19 protein-coding genes are annotated in these 16,239 nt (G+C 63.4%); 12 read left to right on the plus strand and 7 right to left on the minus strand.

Annotated elements, in window-relative coordinates; translation table 11 throughout:
- Window positions 1–231: 231 nt before the first annotated feature.
- From AWJ14_RS22320 to AWJ14_RS21540, 6 genes are all read right to left on the minus strand, one after another.
- Window positions 232–687 carry a hypothetical protein gene (locus tag AWJ14_RS22320; protein WP_139112745.1) on the minus strand — a complete coding sequence of 152 codons (456 nt, stop codon included), beginning with the start codon at window positions 685–687 and terminating at the stop codon, window positions 232–234.
- Entirely contained in the window at window positions 680–1,237 is a 558-nt protein-coding gene (locus tag AWJ14_RS22065) for a type II toxin-antitoxin system HicB family antitoxin (RefSeq protein ID WP_083220424.1), read from the minus strand. Before AWJ14_RS22065 ends, AWJ14_RS22320 begins: the two co-directional genes overlap by 8 nt.
- Window positions 1,234–1,485 (minus strand): type II toxin-antitoxin system HicA family toxin, encoded by a 252-nt coding sequence (locus AWJ14_RS23155; protein WP_083220425.1) that lies wholly within the window; start codon window positions 1,483–1,485, stop codon window positions 1,234–1,236. The genes AWJ14_RS22065 and AWJ14_RS23155 overlap by 4 nt, the downstream gene beginning before the upstream one ends.
- Before the next feature lie 218 nt (window positions 1,486–1,703).
- The gene (gene tldD, locus AWJ14_RS21530) at window positions 1,704–3,119 is read right to left on the minus strand and encodes a metalloprotease TldD (protein ID WP_066184678.1); all 1,416 of its coding nucleotides are present in this window, start codon (window positions 3,117–3,119) and stop codon (window positions 1,704–1,706) included.
- Between the two features lie 123 nt (window positions 3,120–3,242).
- The gene (locus AWJ14_RS21535) at window positions 3,243–5,438 is read right to left on the minus strand and encodes an SGNH/GDSL hydrolase family protein (protein WP_066184555.1); all 2,196 of its coding nucleotides are present in this window, start codon (window positions 5,436–5,438) and stop codon (window positions 3,243–3,245) included.
- A gap of 104 nt (window positions 5,439–5,542) precedes the next feature.
- The gene (locus AWJ14_RS21540) at window positions 5,543–6,073 is read right to left on the minus strand and encodes an invasion associated locus B family protein (RefSeq protein WP_066184557.1); all 531 of its coding nucleotides are present in this window, start codon (window positions 6,071–6,073) and stop codon (window positions 5,543–5,545) included.
- Between the two features lie 372 nt (window positions 6,074–6,445).
- Between AWJ14_RS21540 and coxB the strand changes: the two genes are divergently transcribed.
- The 12 genes from coxB (at window position 6,446) to rnhA (ending at window position 15,918) form a co-directional block, all read left to right on the plus strand.
- Window positions 6,446–7,315, plus strand: coding sequence for a cytochrome c oxidase subunit II (gene coxB, locus AWJ14_RS21545; RefSeq protein WP_083220426.1), 870 nt, complete (start codon window positions 6,446–6,448; stop codon window positions 7,313–7,315).
- A gap of 23 nt (window positions 7,316–7,338) precedes the next feature.
- A complete protein-coding gene (ctaD, locus tag AWJ14_RS21550; protein WP_066184559.1) occupies window positions 7,339–8,994 on the plus strand; it encodes a cytochrome c oxidase subunit I in 1,656 nt (551 codons plus the stop codon).
- A 146-nt stretch (window positions 8,995–9,140) separates the two neighbouring features.
- The gene (locus tag AWJ14_RS21555; RefSeq protein ID WP_425349668.1) at window positions 9,141–10,079 is read left to right on the plus strand and encodes a heme o synthase; all 939 of its coding nucleotides are present in this window, start codon (window positions 9,141–9,143) and stop codon (window positions 10,077–10,079) included.
- Between the two features lie 2 nt (window positions 10,080–10,081).
- Window positions 10,082–10,231, plus strand: a complete 150-nt coding sequence (locus AWJ14_RS22485; protein ID WP_171904921.1) for a hypothetical protein — start codon at window positions 10,082–10,084, stop codon at window positions 10,229–10,231.
- A 10-nt stretch (window positions 10,232–10,241) separates the two neighbouring features.
- Window positions 10,242–10,850: a cytochrome c oxidase assembly protein gene (locus AWJ14_RS21560; protein WP_066184563.1), complete on the plus strand. Its 609-nt coding sequence runs from the start codon at window positions 10,242–10,244 to the stop codon at window positions 10,848–10,850.
- 64 nt (window positions 10,851–10,914) lie between these two features.
- Window positions 10,915–11,790, plus strand: a complete 876-nt coding sequence (locus tag AWJ14_RS21565) for a cytochrome c oxidase subunit 3 (protein WP_066184564.1) — start codon at window positions 10,915–10,917, stop codon at window positions 11,788–11,790.
- Window positions 11,791–11,891: 101 nt separating this feature from the next.
- Window positions 11,892–12,275, plus strand: a complete 384-nt coding sequence (locus AWJ14_RS21570) for a DUF983 domain-containing protein (RefSeq protein WP_066184568.1) — start codon at window positions 11,892–11,894, stop codon at window positions 12,273–12,275.
- Window positions 12,268–13,011 carry an SURF1 family protein gene (locus tag AWJ14_RS21575; RefSeq protein WP_066184570.1) on the plus strand — a complete coding sequence of 248 codons (744 nt, stop codon included), beginning with the start codon at window positions 12,268–12,270 and terminating at the stop codon, window positions 13,009–13,011. Before AWJ14_RS21570 ends, AWJ14_RS21575 begins: the two co-directional genes overlap by 8 nt.
- A 70-nt stretch (window positions 13,012–13,081) precedes the next feature.
- On the plus strand, window positions 13,082–13,447 hold the full coding sequence (locus AWJ14_RS21580) for a DUF1304 domain-containing protein (RefSeq protein ID WP_066184573.1): 366 nt from the start codon (window positions 13,082–13,084) through the stop codon (window positions 13,445–13,447).
- 18 nt (window positions 13,448–13,465) lie between these two features.
- On the plus strand, window positions 13,466–14,476 hold the full coding sequence (ispH, locus tag AWJ14_RS21585; protein WP_066184574.1) for a 4-hydroxy-3-methylbut-2-enyl diphosphate reductase: 1,011 nt from the start codon (window positions 13,466–13,468) through the stop codon (window positions 14,474–14,476).
- Window positions 14,477–15,457 carry a homoserine kinase gene (locus AWJ14_RS21590; RefSeq protein WP_066184576.1) on the plus strand — a complete coding sequence of 327 codons (981 nt, stop codon included), beginning with the start codon at window positions 14,477–14,479 and terminating at the stop codon, window positions 15,455–15,457.
- Window positions 15,454–15,918 (plus strand): ribonuclease HI, encoded by a 465-nt coding sequence (gene rnhA, locus AWJ14_RS21595; RefSeq protein ID WP_066184578.1) that lies wholly within the window; start codon window positions 15,454–15,456, stop codon window positions 15,916–15,918. Before AWJ14_RS21590 ends, rnhA begins: the two co-directional genes overlap by 4 nt.
- Window positions 15,919–15,945: 27 nt before the next feature.
- Here the strand turns inward: rnhA and AWJ14_RS22950 are convergent.
- A partial coding sequence (locus AWJ14_RS22950) for a redoxin family protein (protein WP_245304411.1) occupies window positions 15,946–16,239 on the minus strand: 294 nt, incomplete at its 5' end.

A 16,239-nucleotide genomic window follows, 5' to 3' on the forward strand; every position in this document is an offset into this window, starting at 1 on the left:
ATCGGTCCTCTCCGTTGTCACATATGGTAATTACCATATGTGATCCGCGGCGAAGATCTCAAGGGCGCGCGGCCGGACAAAACCGGACGGACGTCGCGCCGGGGGCGGTCCATCGAGGCTCAGGCCTGGGTGCAGCCCACTGGCACACTCTGTCCGGCTTTGCCGCATAGGTGGAAGTCGAGGGGACTATCCGGTGGTCCTGCTACCCAAAGAAAGTATACGTAAGTCAATTTACAACGTATCCGGTTCTTCTCTTGGAGGCGAGTCTGGTGGGGATTTTAATCCGATATGCTCAGGTGCAGGAGGCAGAGGGGGGAATCCCACTCCCATTTGATTCGTTGCAAGAGCGGAAAGCGAAGCAAAGCTCGACCATATTGTAGTTTCAGCAAATTTTAATGCTATCTCAATTGCTTCTGCAGGACTTGAATATTTGGATTCGAATGCGCAATAATAGCGAGCAGAGAATCCAGCTATCTCAGTTTCGGATTCTCGCGAATTTTTGCTTATTGAGTACTCTGCGGAAAACACGAATGATTCATCGTCAAACCGTTGTGGAGCGGTGATCTCTGCATTGAAGCCGTAGCTAAACTCTCTCCTTTCGGATGTTTCCGTTCCAAGGCGGATACCGGTGTGTATCAATGAAATAGCAATCAATGACACGGTTTCGGAGGGTTCTTTTCTAGTCATTGGAAATCCCGACAAAGCTCTCGTGCCGCCAAGGGGTCTCTCCTCTCGACCGGATGTGGCGTTGCTGAAGCGCATAGCTCGTGTCCGTCGATATCATTGATTGACTGCGTACGGATTTTTGCTGATGCCAGTCGTTGAATAGGTGTTGGGTTAGGCGGGCAAAATGCGCGTTCGCATAGGTTTCTGTACTGGATACCAAGCCGTCCATTCGTTTGGATAGACTTGAACACTCAAGCTTCTCTTGGATCGCTCTGCCTATCCAAGAATTTAGGGATATGCCAGCTTCGGCAGCTGCCATCGCTGCATGCTTGTGGACTTCGGGCGCCACGCGCACGTTAAAACTGCCCTTGAAGGGCACCGCTGGCTCACGTCCTTCTTCACGGCAATCTTCTAGGTAGTCGTCAATAAGTTCTCTAGCTACATTCTCGACTTCGCTGGCTTTGTCACATTCAGCCAAAAGTATGTCGCTGATATGAAGAACTTTAATAAATAGTGCTCCATTATCGAACTCAACAGAAGCTTGATATCCTTTGTAGGTCACCGTTCTCATATCAAATCCTGCTCGATGAGTTGCTCTCGTATTTGCCGTACCATGTAGAATTTTACTTCTTTATTTGGGTGCGGTTCATGAAGCCTTATAATTCTTTTCGTTGGCTGGTGGACGAATTTGCGCTTGGAGCCCCCGCCGGTACGCTTTTCGATGAAGCCTAATTGCTTAAGCAATCTAGATAAATCCTTGTAGGGAAAGTCAGCCTGGCAGCCTTTGAATTGCTCAATCAGACTTTGTCCACGCGACATAAGCTAATGTTCCTATTCCATGCCGCCAACCCCGCTGCAACTGTTTTTTAGTCGCACAATGATATATGACATATGCATATAGCTGTCAGCGGGTCAGAAGAGGTTGGAACTATAGGTTGCCGTCGCCCGACGCGCAACCTATGTCGCTAAGGCCTGGATCGAGACCTTCGATATTTATAGCGGGCTTTTCCACCTGAGGCGCGCTTTACGTCCCTTGATCAGGCCTGGGTGCCGCCCACGGTCATGGCGTTCATCAGCAGGTGCGGCTGGCCCACGCCCACCGGCACGCTCTGTCCGGCCTTGCCGCACATGCCGATGCCGGTGTCGAGGGCGGAATCATTGCCGATCATCGAGATCCGCTGCATCGCTTCCGGCCCGTTGCCGATCAGCATCGCGCCGGTGACCGGTGCGCCGATCTTGCCGTCCTCGATCAGATAGGCCTCGGTGCAGCCGAACACGAACTTGCCCGAGGTGATGTCCACCTGGCCGCCGCCGAAGGAGACGGCGTAGAGCCCCTTCTTCACGGAGGCGATCATTTCTTCCGGCGTCTTGTCGCCCGAAAGCATGTAGGTGTTGGTCATGCGCGGCATCGGCTGATGCGCATAGGACTGGCGGCGGCCGTTGCCGGTGGCGGCCATGCCCATCAGCCGGGCGTTCTGCCGGTCCTGCATGTAGCCCACCAGGATACCGTCCTCGATCAGCACGTTGTAGCCCGACGGCGTGCCCTCGTCGTCGACCGACAGCGAGCCGCGGCGGCCCTCGATGGTGCCGTCATCGACCACGGTCACGCCCTTCGACGCCACCCGCTCGCCCATCAGCCCGGCAAAGGCCGAGGTCTTCTTGCGGTTGAAATCGCCTTCGAGCCCGTGGCCCACGGCTTCGTGCAGCATCACCCCGGGCCAGCCCGCGCCGAGCACCACGTCCATGGTGCCCGCGGGCGCGGGAACCGCCTCGAGATTGGTGAGCGCCTGCCTCAGCGCCTCGTCGGCACCATATTGCCAGCTTTCCTCGGTGAGGAAGCTGCCGAACAGCTTGCGCCCGCCCATGCCGAACGAGCCGGTTTCCTGGCGGTCGCCCTTGCCGGCCACCACCGAAATGTTGAGCCGTGCCAGCGGCCGCACGTCGCGCACCCGGTGGCCGTCGGCGCGCAGGATTTCGACCACCTGCCAGTTGGCTGCGACCGAGACCGAGACCTGGCGGACACGCTCGTCCTTTCCGCGCAGATACTGGTCGATGGTCTGCAGCAGCTTGACCTTGTCCTCGAAGCCCGGGGCCGAAAGCGGGTTTTCGGCGGTGTAGAGTTGTTTGTTGGTGCGCTGCGGGGCGGCGCTGTAGCTGCCGCTCGCCCCGGCCGTGACCGCCGAGACCGCATCGGCGGCGCGCCTGAGCGCAGCTTCCGACAGCTCGCCCGAATGGGCATAGCCCGAAGCTTCGCCCAGAACCGACCTCAGCCCGAAGCCGCGATCGGTGGAATAGGAGCCGGACTTGAGCTTGCCGTTGTCGAACAGCAGCGACTCGCTCTCCTCGTATTCGAGAAAGAGCTCGCCGTCGTCCGCGCCCTTGAGGGCATCGGCGACCATCCTCTCCACCTGGGCTTCCGAAATGTCGAATTGGCTTGTGAGCGGGTCCTGCATGGAAATGTCCAATCGTGGTGATCTCATGCGGGGATATATAGGCAATCCGGCGCCGATTGAAACTGTGGCGCGCATGCATCGCCGATGGTTAAACGCTTTCCGCCCCCGGCATAACGCGTTGCGTCAGTCGCACAGCGCATCCTTCTGGCCTGCGAGCAGTTTTTCCGCGGCGGCGCAATAGAGGCTGTCGGCCATCGCCGCATGCCCCTCCGCGGTGGGGTGCACCGGCCCGCCGAGCGTCCTGAGCGCCAGGAATTTCGGGTTGCCGACATCGACCGGATCCTCCTCATAGGCGTTTGCCTTGTAGTGGTACATCAGCAGGTAGGAATCGTTGAAGGTCCGGAACCAGCGCTGGCGCGGCGCATAGGGGTGGAAACTCGTGGCGGGATTGAACACCTGCCACTGCGCGGCGCCGGTGCGCTTGTGCGGCAGGTCGAGCTGTTCCGCCGCACGGCGTCCGGGGGCGGTGGCGCAGATGCCGTGGCTCCTGAACCGGTCGAAATGCGAGTCGATGAAGGTGAAGCCATGGCTTTTGGCAAGGCTTCTGATCTTGCCGTTGAGCCGCTCGACCACCCCTTGCGCCTCCCGGATATTGGCCTTTCCCGCGGTCTGTTCCGGACCGGCGAGGCTGAAGAAGCGGGTGGCGTTCATGCCCCTGCGCCGGCTGTCGCAATAGCGGCGGTTTTCATCGAAGGCCGGCGAGGGATATCCGGTCAGCAGCACATGCGCGGGATCGGCGATCTCGAGCTTGTCCCTGACCGCCCGGGCCAGCATCTCGTAGCGTCCGTCGAGCAGGTCGATGTTGCGGCGTGCTTCCGCAAGGCTGATTCCGCCGGCGGCCATGGCGTAGATCGGCGCCATCAGGTCGCCGAACGGATCGGTCAGTCCGCTGGTCATGACGAGCGAGGTCACCAGCTTGGAAAATCCCATGTCGTTGCCGCCGATGCCGAGCAGCAGCAGGTCGATCTTGCGCCCGAAGCGGGCAACCTGCAGCAGCGGCCGGCGGTCGAGACGATTGCCGCCCGGCCAGGCCTGGCACAGCCCGCGCGCCTTGCGGATGGCAACGGTGCCGCCGCCGAGCCGGGAGAGAACCTCGCGTGTGTAGGCATCGCCCGGTTCGAGCGTGTTGTCGAAGCCGAGAAACCGCAGCGCTCCGCCCGATGTGCCGCCCATCGCGCCGACCAGCGCGCCGATCTGCGGCTCCATGTGCCGGAAATTCCCGGCGCTGCCGGCGATGCATTCGCGTCCGTCCTGCGGCCAGAACAGCCCGTCGGTGATTTCGGCTCCGGAGCAGGCGTAGCTTGCATAGGTGACTGCATGGTGCCGGTCGCCCGACAGCGCCAGCGCGATCGCCGCGCGGGTATGGGCGCTGTACATCGAGCGGTGACAGCGCCGGTCGAGCCAGCGGGCGCTCGAAAACGGCGCGATCGTGCCGTCCGGCCGCGCCTTGCGTCGCGGGACGCCATAATCGGTGCGCTTGTCGCCGCTGGCCTCGTCATAGCGCGGGCGGATGGTCCGCTCCGCGTCGAGCACGGCAGGCAGGTCCGGATTGCCTTCGCCCGAGGCGAAGGAATCGCCGAGGCTTGCGATCATGAAGTCCCGGACCCGGATCTCGACCGGGGCGAGCGGCAGGCCCTGCGCTGTGCCGGAGACGGTGAACTGCGTGCCGTAGGGAATGCGCAGCACCGCTGCGCCGGCGCAGTCGATGCCGGCTTCGGCACTTTCCCGGCTCCCGGACTTGCGGTTGTCCTCGACAAAGCCATAGCCGGGCGTGAGCGCCGTCTCGATCCGCAGTCGGCAGGCTTGCCCGGCGACGCCGTCGCTGATCCTGACGGTGACGAAATGATGTTCGGGCACGATATAGCCGTTGCGGGCGGTGATCCCGCCGACATCGCTCCGGCAATTCATGAAATCCTGGCGGTTCACGTTCCAGCAGGTGGCGTCGCTCATCTGCGCCTGGTCATGGTTGCGCAACAGCGAGGCCCAGCCGAGCCGGATGTCGAAGCGGTCGGGCAGGCGGCCTTCAGCGGCCCTCAGCGCCTCGACCGCCGCCTTCGGCGTGGCGCCGCCGTTGACTGGCGGCGTGGTCCACCAGGCCTGCGAATTCAGCCGCGCTTCCATGGCGCTGACGCGGTGCTTGCGGAACCCGGGCGTCTTGCTGGCGTCGGCGAAGGCCAGTTCGTGGACCAGATGGTCTGAGGCAAAGCGCAGGAAGCGGAACGGCTGGTCGACGCTCCAGGTGATGTCCGCGGCAAGGGCGGGCAGGGCGAAGCCGAAAAGAAGTGCGGTCAGGCCCGCACGCGTGACAGGCCGGACCATGCGTCGCTTCCCCCTGGCGCGGTTGAGTGTCCGGAAGTTTGCGCGCAAAAAGGGAGATCGTCAAGGAAGCCGGGTAGTCGAGACCGGCCGGCTCCCGGTTAGGCTCACGGCAGCGCGGCGTAGCCTTCGGTGAAGCCCGCGAGATCGACCGGGATGCCGATGCCTTCCTCGGGCGTCTGGAACACGATGAAGGTGGCCGTGGTGCCGCCGCGCAGCGTGGTCAGCAGCGTTTCGTCGAGGATCACTTCGGCATAGCAGCCGTCGGAGAAGCAGCGCACGAAATAGGCCCGGCCGATATCCTTGCCGTCGACATTGAGCCCGAGCCCGGACGGCAGCAGCACGCCGAGCGGGGCAAGTACCCTGAGGATCCGCGCCTGCTGGTCGGCGGTCTTGAGCACCACCACCGACAGGCCGACTTCGGGGCGGTCGTCGGCAATCACGTTCTGCATCAGCGCGCATTGCTCGGCGGGAGCGCCCGCCGGCGTGTCGCAGACGATCGACCAGGCGCCGTGGGACGATTTCACCTTGCCCGCCTGCTGGGCAGCCGCGGGCGTCGCGGCGCCGAGCGGCGCGGCGAGCATGCTCAGGGCCAGAAGTGCGGCGCTGGCGAGATTGGGTTTGGGTGCGGCTGCCATTTCATCTCCCGGGGTACGGCCGAATCATCACGCATTTTGTAATTGGGAAGGGGCGACTTGTAACCCTTCCCGGCAACTCTCTCGCGCTTTGTGCGGCAAAAATGCGGCCTTGCGTCAAAGCGGCAGCGTGGATGCAGCATATCCGCGCGCGATTTCCGCAGGCGGCCTGTCTGCCGCTCTGCCGGTCCGTCGCTCTTTTCAGATATGAATTTGTGCATAAAAAACGCACTCGGTGACTTTCCTGCAAAATTGACGTGCCAACAATGGCTGACTAGTGTTGCTAGCGATGTCATTCTGTGGTTTGAAGCGCCGGATATGTGAGGGATTCCGTCTGGTCACGCAGACGGTACTACACTCGAGGGAGAAGTAAACGTGACCAACAAGCTTTTTGCAGGGCTTGCGGCGTCGGCAATGCTGGGCGCGGGCCCTGCACTTGCTGCGCAGCCGGTTGACTGGCAAATGGGCTTTCAGCCCGCCGCCACCGAAATCATGTCTCAGGTTCGCAGCTTTGAAGCCTACACCCTGTGGTTCATCATCCCCATCACTTTGCTGGTGCTGGCGCTTTTGGTCTACGTGATGGTGAAGTTCCGCGCGGGCGCCAATCCGGTGCCGTCCCGGACCAGCCACAATTCGCTGATCGAGGTGATCTGGACGCTCGGCCCGGTGGTGATCCTGCTGGCGCTGGCGATCCCGTCCTTCAACCTCCTGACCGCGCAGTATTCCCCGCCGCAAGCCGACATCACCGTCAAGGCGACCGGCTACCAGTGGTACTGGGGCTACGAGTACCAGACCGACAACGAACTGTCGTTCGATTCGATCATGCTCAAGGACGATGAGCGCGCCGGCTACGCCAAGGAAGATGTGGCGGCCTATCCGCGCCTTCTCGCCGTCGACAACGAGCTTGTCGTGCCGGTCGGCCAGACCGTGCGCCTGCTCGTGACCGCTGCAGACGTGCTGCACTCCTTCGCCATGCCGGCCTTCGGCGTGAAGATGGACGCCGTCCCCGGCCGCCTCAACGAAACCTGGTTCAAGGCCGAGGCCGAAGGCCTCTACTACGGCCAGTGCTCCGAGCTCTGCGGCAAGGACCACGCCTTCATGCCGATTGCGATCCGTGTGGTTGACCAGGCGAAGTTCGACACCTGGATGGCCGAGGCCGCCGACGATGTCGAGGCCGCCAACCGCAATCTGATGGCCGCGGTCGAGACCGACTCCAAGTCGGTTGCCGTCGCAGCCAACGAATAGACTTGAAAGAGGGAACTGAGAGCATGGCCGGTTCAACTGTCGCTCACGATGACCACGACCACAAGCCGAAGGGCTTTGTGCGCCGCTGGTTGTACTCCACCAACCACAAGGACATCGGGACACTCTACCTGATCTTCGCCATCATGGCCGGCATCGTCGGCGGCCTCCTGTCCATCGCCATGCGCATGGAACTGCAGGAGCCCGGCATCCAGATCTTCCACGGCCTGGCTGCCATGGTTTACGGCTTCGAGGGCGACTCGGCCATCGACGGCGGCAAGCACATGTACAACGTGTTCACCACCGCCCATGGCCTGATCATGATCTTCTTCATGGTCATGCCCGCCCTGATCGGCGGCTTCGCCAACTGGATGGTGCCGATCATGATCGGTGCGCCGGACATGGCGTTCCCGCGCATGAACAACATCTCCTTCTGGCTGCTTCCCCCGGCCTTCATCCTGCTGCTGATGTCGATGTTCGTCGAAGGTCCCGCGGGCGCCTACGGCACCGGCGGCGGCTGGACCATCTATCCGCCGCTCTCGACCACGGGCCAGCCCGGCCCGGCCATGGATTTCGCGATCCTGTCGCTGCATATCGCCGGCGCCTCGTCGATCCTCGGTGCGATCAACTTCATCACCACCATCTTCAACATGCGCGCACCGGGCATGACGCTGCACAAGATGCCGCTTTTTGCCTGGTCGGTGCTGATCACCGCCTTCCTTCTGCTCCTGTCGCTGCCGGTGCTCGCCGGCGGCATCACCATGCTGCTCACCGACCGCAACTTCGGCACCGCCTTCTTCGCGCCTGACGCGGGCGGCGACCCAATCCTGTTCCAGCACCTGTTCTGGTTCTTCGGTCACCCGGAAGTCTACATCCTGATCCTGCCGGCCTTCGGCATCGTCAGCCACATCATCTCCACCTTCTCGCGCAAGCCCGTGTTCGGCTATCTCGGCATGGCCTATGCCATGGTCGCCATCGGCGCGGTCGGCTTCATCGTGTGGGCGCACCACATGTACACCGTCGGCCTGTCGCTCAACACGCAGCGCTACTTCGTGTTCGCCACCATGGTGATCGCGGTGCCGACCGGCGTGAAGATCTTCTCCTGGATCGCGACGATGTGGGGTGGCTCGATCACCTTCCGCACGCCGATGCTCTGGGCGATCGGCTTCATCTTCCTGTTCACCGTCGGTGGCGTCACCGGCGTCCAGCTCGCCAATGCCGGTCTCGACCGCGCCATGCACGACACCTACTACGTGGTTGCCCACTTCCACTACGTGCTGTCGCTCGGCGCCGTGTTCGCGATCTTCGCCGGCTGGTACTACTGGTTCCCGAAGATGACCGGCTACATGTACAACCCGACGGTCGCCCGCATCCATTTCTGGGTCACCTTCGTGGGCGTGAACCTCGTGTTCTTCCCGCAGCACTTCCTGGGTCTGGCCGGCATGCCGCGCCGCTACATCGACTATCCGGATGCGTTTGCCGGCTGGAACGCGGTGTCGTCCTACGGCTCCTACATCTCCGGCGTCGGCGTGCTGATCTTCCTCTTCGGCGTCTGGGAAGCCTTCGCCAAGAAGCGCATCGCCGGCGACAATCCGTGGGGCGAGGGTGCGACCACGCTCGAATGGCAGCTGTCCTCTCCGCCCCCCTACCACCAGTGGGAACAGCTCCCGCGCATCAAGTGATCTGAGCGGCTGAAGCCGCCGGGTCGGGACCGCCGGAAGCATCCGGCGGTCCGGCACGCAACAGCCGGCGTCGCGCCCGGCGTTCCGGCCCGTCCGGAACCCAGCGCGGCCCGGAACGATCAGCGAAAGGCAGGTTGCCGATGGCAATGACGAACGACTACGAAGCTCCCGTGCTGGCGGCCGACCAGATGATGGAAGGCGATGCGCGCGATTTCTTCGCGCTGCTCAAGCCGCGGGTGATGTCGCTCGTCGTCTTCACCGCACTCGTCGGCCTGCTGATGGCGCCGGGCGAGATCCATCCCTTCATCGGCTTCATCGCGGTTCTGGCGATCGCCGTGGGGGCAGGGGCCTCGGGTGCCCTCAACATGTGGTATGACGCCGATATCGACATCCTGATGGGCCGCACCGCCAAGCGGCCGGTGCCCTCGGGCCGGATCACGCCGGACGCCACGCTCGCCTTCGGGCTGTTCCTGTCGGTGTTCTCGGTTGCGGTGCTCGGGCTGACGGTCAACTGGCTCTCCGCCGGCCTGCTCGCCTTCACCATTTTCTTCTACGCCGTCATCTACACCATGTGGCTCAAGCGTTCGACGCCGCACAACATCGTCATCGGCGGTGCGGCCGGCGCCTTTCCGCCGATCATCGGCTGGGCCTGCGTGACCAATTCGATCTCGCTCGAAAGCATCGCCCTGTTTGCGATCATCTTCCTGTGGACGCCCGCGCATTTCTGGGCGCTGGCGCTGTTCAAGGCCGAGGATTACGGCCGCGCCGGCGTGCCGATGCTGCCCAATGTCTCCGGCGAGCGCGCCACCAAGAAGCAGATCGTGCTCTATGCGGTGCTGACGGCCGTCAGCGGCGTTGTGCCGACCCTGATGGGCTTTGCCGGCATCGCCTGCGGCATCGTCGCAGCCGTTCTCGGCATCGGCTTCATCCGCTCGTCCTGGCGCGTCTTCAAGATGCCCGACGGCGATGAGAAGATGATCCCGGCCAAGAAGCTGTTCGGCTATTCGCTGCTCTATCTGTTCGGCGTGTTCACGGCTCTGCTCGTCGACGCGCTGGTGCAGAAGTTCTTCGGGGTGATGGTGTAAGCATGGAACACGTCGAACTTTCCGAACAGCAGAAGAAGGCCCGGCGCTCTCGCTCGGTGGCGATCGCCGTGGTGCTCGCCTGCCTCGCCGTGATGTTTTACGTGGTCACGATCATCAAGGTCGGCCCCGGCATCTTCGACCGGCCGATGTGAGGGCAAAACCATGAAGTCCACGCGCGACAAGACACTCGGTATCGTCGGCTCGGCCAATGGCCGCATCGTGCTTGCCTGCTCGGCCTTCGTGATCTCGATGGTCGGCGTGAGCTACGCCGCAGTGCCGCTCTACCAGCTGTTCTGCCAGGTGACCGGCTATGGCGGCACCACCCAGCGCGTCGAGCAGATGTCAGACACGATTCTCGACCGCACCATCAAGGTCCGGTTCGATTCCAATGTCGCCGCCGGCCTGCCGTGGAAGTTCAAGCCGGTCGACCGCGAGGTCGAGATCCGCATCGGCGAAACCGTCCAGATCGCCTACACGGCGGAAAACCTCTCGCAGGATTCCACCTACGGCCAGGCCACCTTCAACGTCACGCCGATGTCGGCGGGGGCCTATTTCAACAAGATCCAGTGCTTCTGCTTCACCGAGAACGAACTCAAGCCCGGTGAAACCATGAACATGCCGGTGGTCTTCTTCGTCGATCCGGCAATCGTCGACGATCCGGACGCCAAGGATGTCAACACCATAACCCTGTCCTACACCTTCTTCCCGCAGGAGCCGCAAAATCCCGTTGCGGCCGCGGCGAAGCCGGAAGCGGACAGCGATACTTTGTAAGATCAACATTGCCGCGGACCTGTCGTCCGGGGCGCGACTGATGACCATGGGGGAAAGAGCTGACATGGCCGATGCACACCAGAAGAACCACGACTACCACATCATCGATCCCAGCCCCTGGCCTCTGACCGGCTCCATCGGCGCGCTCGTCATGGCGCTCGGCGGCATCGGCTGGATGCAGGGCCTCAAGGGCGCGGATTCGCTGCTCGGCATGCCGATCACCAATCCGGTGCTGTTCCTGATCGGTCTCGCCATCGTTCTCTACACCATGGCCGGCTGGTGGGGCGCCACCATCAAGGAAGCCCATGAGGGCCATCACACCCGCGTGGTCGGCCTGCACCTGCGCTACGGCATGATCATGTTCATCGCGTCGGAAGTGATGTTCTTCGTCGCCTGGTTCTGGGCCTTCTTCGATGCGAGCCTGTTCCCCGATGAAGCCCATCAGGTCGCCCGCGCCGCCTTCACCGGTGGCCAGTGGCCGCCGGCCGGCATCGAGGTGCTCGATCCGCTGCACCTGCCGCTCTACAACACCATCATCCTGCTGCTGTCGGGCACCACGGTGACCTGGGCGCACCACGCGCTGCTGCATGGCGACCGCAAGGGCCTGGTCAACGGCCTGACGCTGACCGTGCTGCTCGGCATCCTGTTCTCGTTCGTGCAGGCCTACGAGTACATGCACGCCCCGTTCGCCTTCAAGGATTCGATCTACGGCGCGACCTTCTTCATGGCCACCGGCTTCCACGGCTTCCACGTGCTGGTCGGCACCATCTTCCTGATCGTCTGCCTGATCCGCGCGCTCAAGGGCGATTTCACCCCCAAGCAGCATTTCGGCTTCGAAGCGGCTGCCTGGTACTGGCACTTCGTGGACGTGGTCTGGCTGTTCCTGTTCTTCTCCATCTATGTGTGGGGATCCTGGGGCGCGGTGATTCACCACGGCTAAAAGGGCCACGGGCCGATGCCATGCGGGCGGTGGGGAGACCTGCCGCCCTTTTCTTTTGCCTTCGCGCATGCAAACTGACCGGACAAGGACACGGAACAGCGATGACCAAGGACCAGGCCCATTATCCTCCCGTCGACCCGGTGTCGGTCGGCCTGCGCGGCCGCTGCCCCCGCTGCGGGGAAGGCGCGCTGATCGAAGGGTTGCTCCGCGTCAAGCCGAAATGCGGCATCTGCGGCCTCGACAACTCGTTTGCCGATGCCGGTGACGGCCCGGCGGTGTTCGTCATTCTCATCATCGGCTTCGTGGTGGTCGGCCTCGCACTCTGGCTGGAGGTGAATTACAGCCCGGCGCTGTCGGTGCACCTGATCCTGTGGATCCCGCTCGCCACCGTGCTGTCGCTGACGCTCCTGCGCGCGCTCAAGGGGCTGATGATCGCGCTGCAATACCGCAACAAGGCGGCCGAGGGGCGCATCGACAGTGACTGACGCCAAACAGGCGCCGCGGCGGCGCAGCGGACGGCTGTGGATTGCGCTTGTGCTGCTGCCGGTGGCGCTGGCGATCCTGGTCTCGCTCGGTACCTGGCAGGTCAAGCGGCTGTTCTGGAAGGAAGACCTGCTTGCCGCGATCGAGAGCCGGAGCCATGCCGCGCCGATCGATGTCGCGGGGATCGAGGCGGCGATCGCGGCGGGCGAGCCGATCGACTATCGCGCGGCCCGTGCCGAAGGCACGTTTCTGAACGACAGGGAACGCCACTTCTTCGCGACCTTCGGCGGCCGGTCGGGCTACTACGTCTACACGCCGCTGGCGCTCGATGACGGCCGCTTCCTGTTCGTCAATCGCGGCTTCGTGCCCTATGACCGCAAGGAGGCCTCGACCCGACCGGACAGCCTGGTTACAGGACGCCAACAGATCACCGGTCTTGCCCGCGCGCGGCTCGACGAAAAGCCCTCCTTCATGGTTCCGGAGAACGACGAGGCCGGCAACATCTTCTACTGGAAGGATCTCGACCGCATGGCGGCGAGCGTTGACCTGCCGGCCGCAAAGGTGCTGCCGTTCTTCCTCGATGCCGACGCGACGCCGGTGCCGGGCGGGCTGCCGGAGGGGGGCGTCACCGTGATCGACCTGCCCAACAACCACCTGCAATATGCGATCACCTGGTACGGGCTGGCGCTGGCGCTTGTGGGCGTGAGCCTGTTCGCCTGGATCAGGCGGAAATCCTGAAACCTGCTGGTGCGGGCCGGGCAAAGGCGTGGTATCGGAAGCACTGACGGGATTCGAAGGGGCGACTGGCTTGACACTTCTGGCATTCATCCTGGTTGCGCTGATCGCGATCGAACATATCTATATCCTGGTGCTGGAGATGTTCCTGTGGACCACGCCGCGCGGCAGGAAGGCGTTCGGGCTGAAGCCGGAGCAGGCAGAGACCACCAAGGTGATGGCAGCCAATCAGGGGCTCTACAACGGCTTTCTCGCCGCAGGCCTGATCTGGTCGCTGTTCCATCCCGACCCGGGTGTTGCATTTGACCTCAAACTGTTTTTCCTTGGGTGCGTGCTCGTGGCGGGCCTCTATGGCGGTTTCACCGCATCGCGCAAGATCCTGGCAATCCAGGCGCTGCCCGCCGCCATCGCCTTGATCGCCGTTATTTTGGCGTCCTGATCCTGTTTGGATGAACCGATGACTGACATTTCCGACAAATCTCCCCTGACCATCAGGCTGTGCGGGCCGCGCGGCTTCTGCGCCGGCGTCGACCGCGCCATCCAGATCGTCGTGCTGGCGCTCAAGAAATACGGCGCCCCGGTCTATGTGCGCCACGAGATCGTGCACAACCGCTTCGTGGTGGAGGGGCTCGAAACCCTGGGTGCGGTGTTCGTCGAGGAGATCGACGAGATCCCGGAAGAACATCATGCCCAGCCGGTGATCTTCTCCGCCCATGGCGTGCCGAAATCGGTGCCGGCCGAGGCGGCCGCGCGCAATTTCTTCTATCTCGACGCCACCTGTCCGCTGGTCTCCAAGGTGCACAAGCAGGCCATGCGCCACGAGCGGCTCGGCCGCCACGTCGTGCTGATCGGCCACAAGGGCCACCCGGAAGTGATCGGCACCATGGGGCAACTGCCGCCGGGCGCCGTCACGCTGGTCGAGACCGTGGCCGATGTCGACGCCTTCGAACCCGCCGATCCCGCGGCGCTCGGCTTCGTCACCCAGACCACGCTCTCGGTCGACGACACCGCCGACGTGATCGCGCGGCTGCAGGAGAAGTTCCCCGAAATCACCGCGCCGGCGGCGGAATCGATCTGCTACGCCACCACCAACCGCCAGGAGGCGGTCAAGCAGGCGGCTCCCGGCTGCGACCTGTTCGTCGTCGTCGGCGCGCCAAACTCCTCCAATTCCAAGCGCCTGGTCGAGGTTGCCTTGAGGGCAGGGGCGAAACAGTCGATCCTGCTGCAGCGCGCCCACGAAATCGACTGGGACGCGATCGGCGACATTTCGCTGCTCGGGATCTCCGCCGGTGCGTCGGCGCCGGAAGTGGTGGTCGACGAAATCATCGAAGCCTTCAAGACGCGCTTCGACGCCAAGATCGAGCTGGCCGAGACGGTCAAGGAAAACGAGAACTTCCTCGTCAATCGCGAATTGCGCGACGTGGAACTGACCCGGGCCGACATGGCCTTCGTCAACGGAGACGCATGAATGGCGGTCTATACGGACGTCAACGAAGACCAGCTCCGGGCGTTCCTGGAGCAATATGACGTGGGCGCGCTTCTGTCCTACAAGGGCATCGCCGAGGGCGTGGAGAACTCGAACTTCCTGCTCCGCACCACCGCCGACACCTTCATCCTCACGCTCTACGAAAAGCGCGTCAACCGCGACGACCTGCCGTTCTTCATCGGCCTGATGGATCACCTGGCAGCCAAGGGCCTGAGCTGCCCGCTGCCGGTCACGCGCCGCGACGGCGGGCATCTGGGCGAGCTTGCGGGCCGGCCGGCGGCGATGGTCTCGTTCCTCGACGGGGCCTGGCTGCGCAAGCCGCATGCCGAGCACTGCCGCGAGGTGGGGCGCGCGCTCGCCGCCATGCACCTGGCGGGCCTCGACTTCGGAATCCGCCGTGAAAACGCGCTCTCGGTGCCAAGCTGGCGGCCCTTGTGGGAGGGCTCGCGCGCCCGCGCCGACGAGGTACAGCCCGGGCTTCAGGCCGAGATCGATGCCGAACTCGCAGCCCTTGAAGCGGGCTGGCCGCAGGATCTGCCCGAAGGCGTGATCCACGCGGACCTCTTCACCGACAACGTGTTCTTCATCGGCGACCGGCTCTCGGGCCTGATCGACTTCTATTTCGCCTGCAACGACTTCCTCGCCTATGACGTCGCCATCTGCCTGAATGCCTGGTGCTTCGAGCACGACGGTGCCTTCAACCACACCAAGGGCATGGCGCTGATCGACGGCTATTGTGCGGTGCGTCCGCTGTCGGCGCCGGAGGCGGAGGCCCTGCCGCTGCTCGCGCGCGGCGCGGCCCTGCGCTTCTTCCTGACGCGGCTCCATGACTGGCTGACCACGCCCGAGGGCGCGCTGGTGGTCAAGAAGGACCCGATCGAATATCTGCGCAAGCTGCGCTTCCACAGGTCGGTCGCCTCCAGCGGCGAATATGGCCTGCGCGAAAAGGACCTGATATTTTGAAGCATGTCGAGATTTTCACCGACGGCGCCTGCTCGGGCAATCCCGGGCCCGGCGGCTGGGGGGCGATCCTGCGCTATGGCGAAACTTCGAAGGAAATGTCGGGCGGCGAGGGCGAGACCACCAACAACCGCATGGAGCTGATGGCCGCGATCACGGCGCTGTCGGCGCTCAAGAGCGCCTGCGAGGTCGATCTCTACACCGACAGCAAATATGTGATGGACGGCATTTCCAAATGGATCTTCGGCTGGAAGAAAAACGGCTGGAAGACGGCCGACAAGAAGCCGGTCAAGAATGCCGAACTCTGGCAGGCGCTCGATGAGGCCAACCGCCGCCACAAGGTCAAGTGGCACTGGGTCAAGGGCCATGACGGCCACCCCGAGAACGAGCGCGCCGACGAGCTGGCCCGCGAGGGCATGGCGCCGTTCAAACGCAAGACGGCGCCCCGCAGGAGCGCCGTCTGAGGTGTCGTCAATCCTGTCCGGGAAGGCTCAGAGCTGCTCGAGCAGGGCGGCGGCCCCGGAGGTGACGGCCTGGCCCGGCGATTCCTCGAGATTGAGCGCGGTCACCTTGCCGTCTTCCACGATCATCGAATAGCGCTTGGAGCGGATCCCGAGGGTGCCGGCCGACAGGTCGGCGTCCATGCCGATCGCCTTGGTGAAGCTCGCGTCCCAGTCCGACAGGTAGCGGATCTTGCCGGTGCCGTTGGTGGCCTTTTCCCAGGCCGCCATCACGAAGGCGTCGTTGACGGAGATGTCGCGCGCGCCTATGACGAGGCCCGCGGC

The sequence above is a fragment of the Parahoeflea olei genome, from assembly GCF_001703635.1.
Taxonomy (GTDB): Bacteria; Pseudomonadota; Alphaproteobacteria; order Rhizobiales; family Rhizobiaceae; genus Hoeflea; species Hoeflea olei.

Excerpts from the sequence above, each read along its gene's own strand:
- AWJ14_RS22320 (WP_139112745.1), bottom strand. The coding sequence starts at position 687 with ATGACTAGAAAAGAACCCTCCGAAACCGTGTCATTGATTGCTATTTCA.
- AWJ14_RS22065 (WP_083220424.1), bottom strand. The coding sequence starts at position 1,237 with ATGAGAACGGTGACCTACAAAGGATATCAAGCTTCTGTTGAGTTCGAT.
- AWJ14_RS23155 (WP_083220425.1), bottom strand. The coding sequence starts at position 1,485 with ATGTCGCGTGGACAAAGTCTGATTGAGCAATTCAAAGGCTGCCAGGCT.
- tldD (WP_066184678.1), bottom strand. The coding sequence starts at position 3,119 with ATGCAGGACCCGCTCACAAGCCAATTCGACATTTCGGAAGCCCAGGTG.
- AWJ14_RS21535 (WP_066184555.1), bottom strand. The coding sequence starts at position 5,438 with ATGGTCCGGCCTGTCACGCGTGCGGGCCTGACCGCACTTCTTTTCGGC.
- AWJ14_RS21540 (WP_066184557.1), bottom strand. The coding sequence starts at position 6,073 with ATGGCAGCCGCACCCAAACCCAATCTCGCCAGCGCCGCACTTCTGGCC.
- ctaD (WP_066184559.1), top strand. The coding sequence starts at position 7,339 with ATGGCCGGTTCAACTGTCGCTCACGATGACCACGACCACAAGCCGAAG.
- AWJ14_RS21555 (WP_425349668.1), top strand. The coding sequence starts at position 9,141 with ATGACGAACGACTACGAAGCTCCCGTGCTGGCGGCCGACCAGATGATG.
- AWJ14_RS22485 (WP_171904921.1), top strand. The coding sequence starts at position 10,082 with ATGGAACACGTCGAACTTTCCGAACAGCAGAAGAAGGCCCGGCGCTCT.
- AWJ14_RS21560 (WP_066184563.1), top strand. The coding sequence starts at position 10,242 with ATGAAGTCCACGCGCGACAAGACACTCGGTATCGTCGGCTCGGCCAAT.
- AWJ14_RS21565 (WP_066184564.1), top strand. The coding sequence starts at position 10,915 with ATGGCCGATGCACACCAGAAGAACCACGACTACCACATCATCGATCCC.
- AWJ14_RS21570 (WP_066184568.1), top strand. The coding sequence starts at position 11,892 with ATGACCAAGGACCAGGCCCATTATCCTCCCGTCGACCCGGTGTCGGTC.
- ispH (WP_066184574.1), top strand. The coding sequence starts at position 13,466 with ATGACTGACATTTCCGACAAATCTCCCCTGACCATCAGGCTGTGCGGG.
- AWJ14_RS21590 (WP_066184576.1), top strand. The coding sequence starts at position 14,477 with ATGGCGGTCTATACGGACGTCAACGAAGACCAGCTCCGGGCGTTCCTG.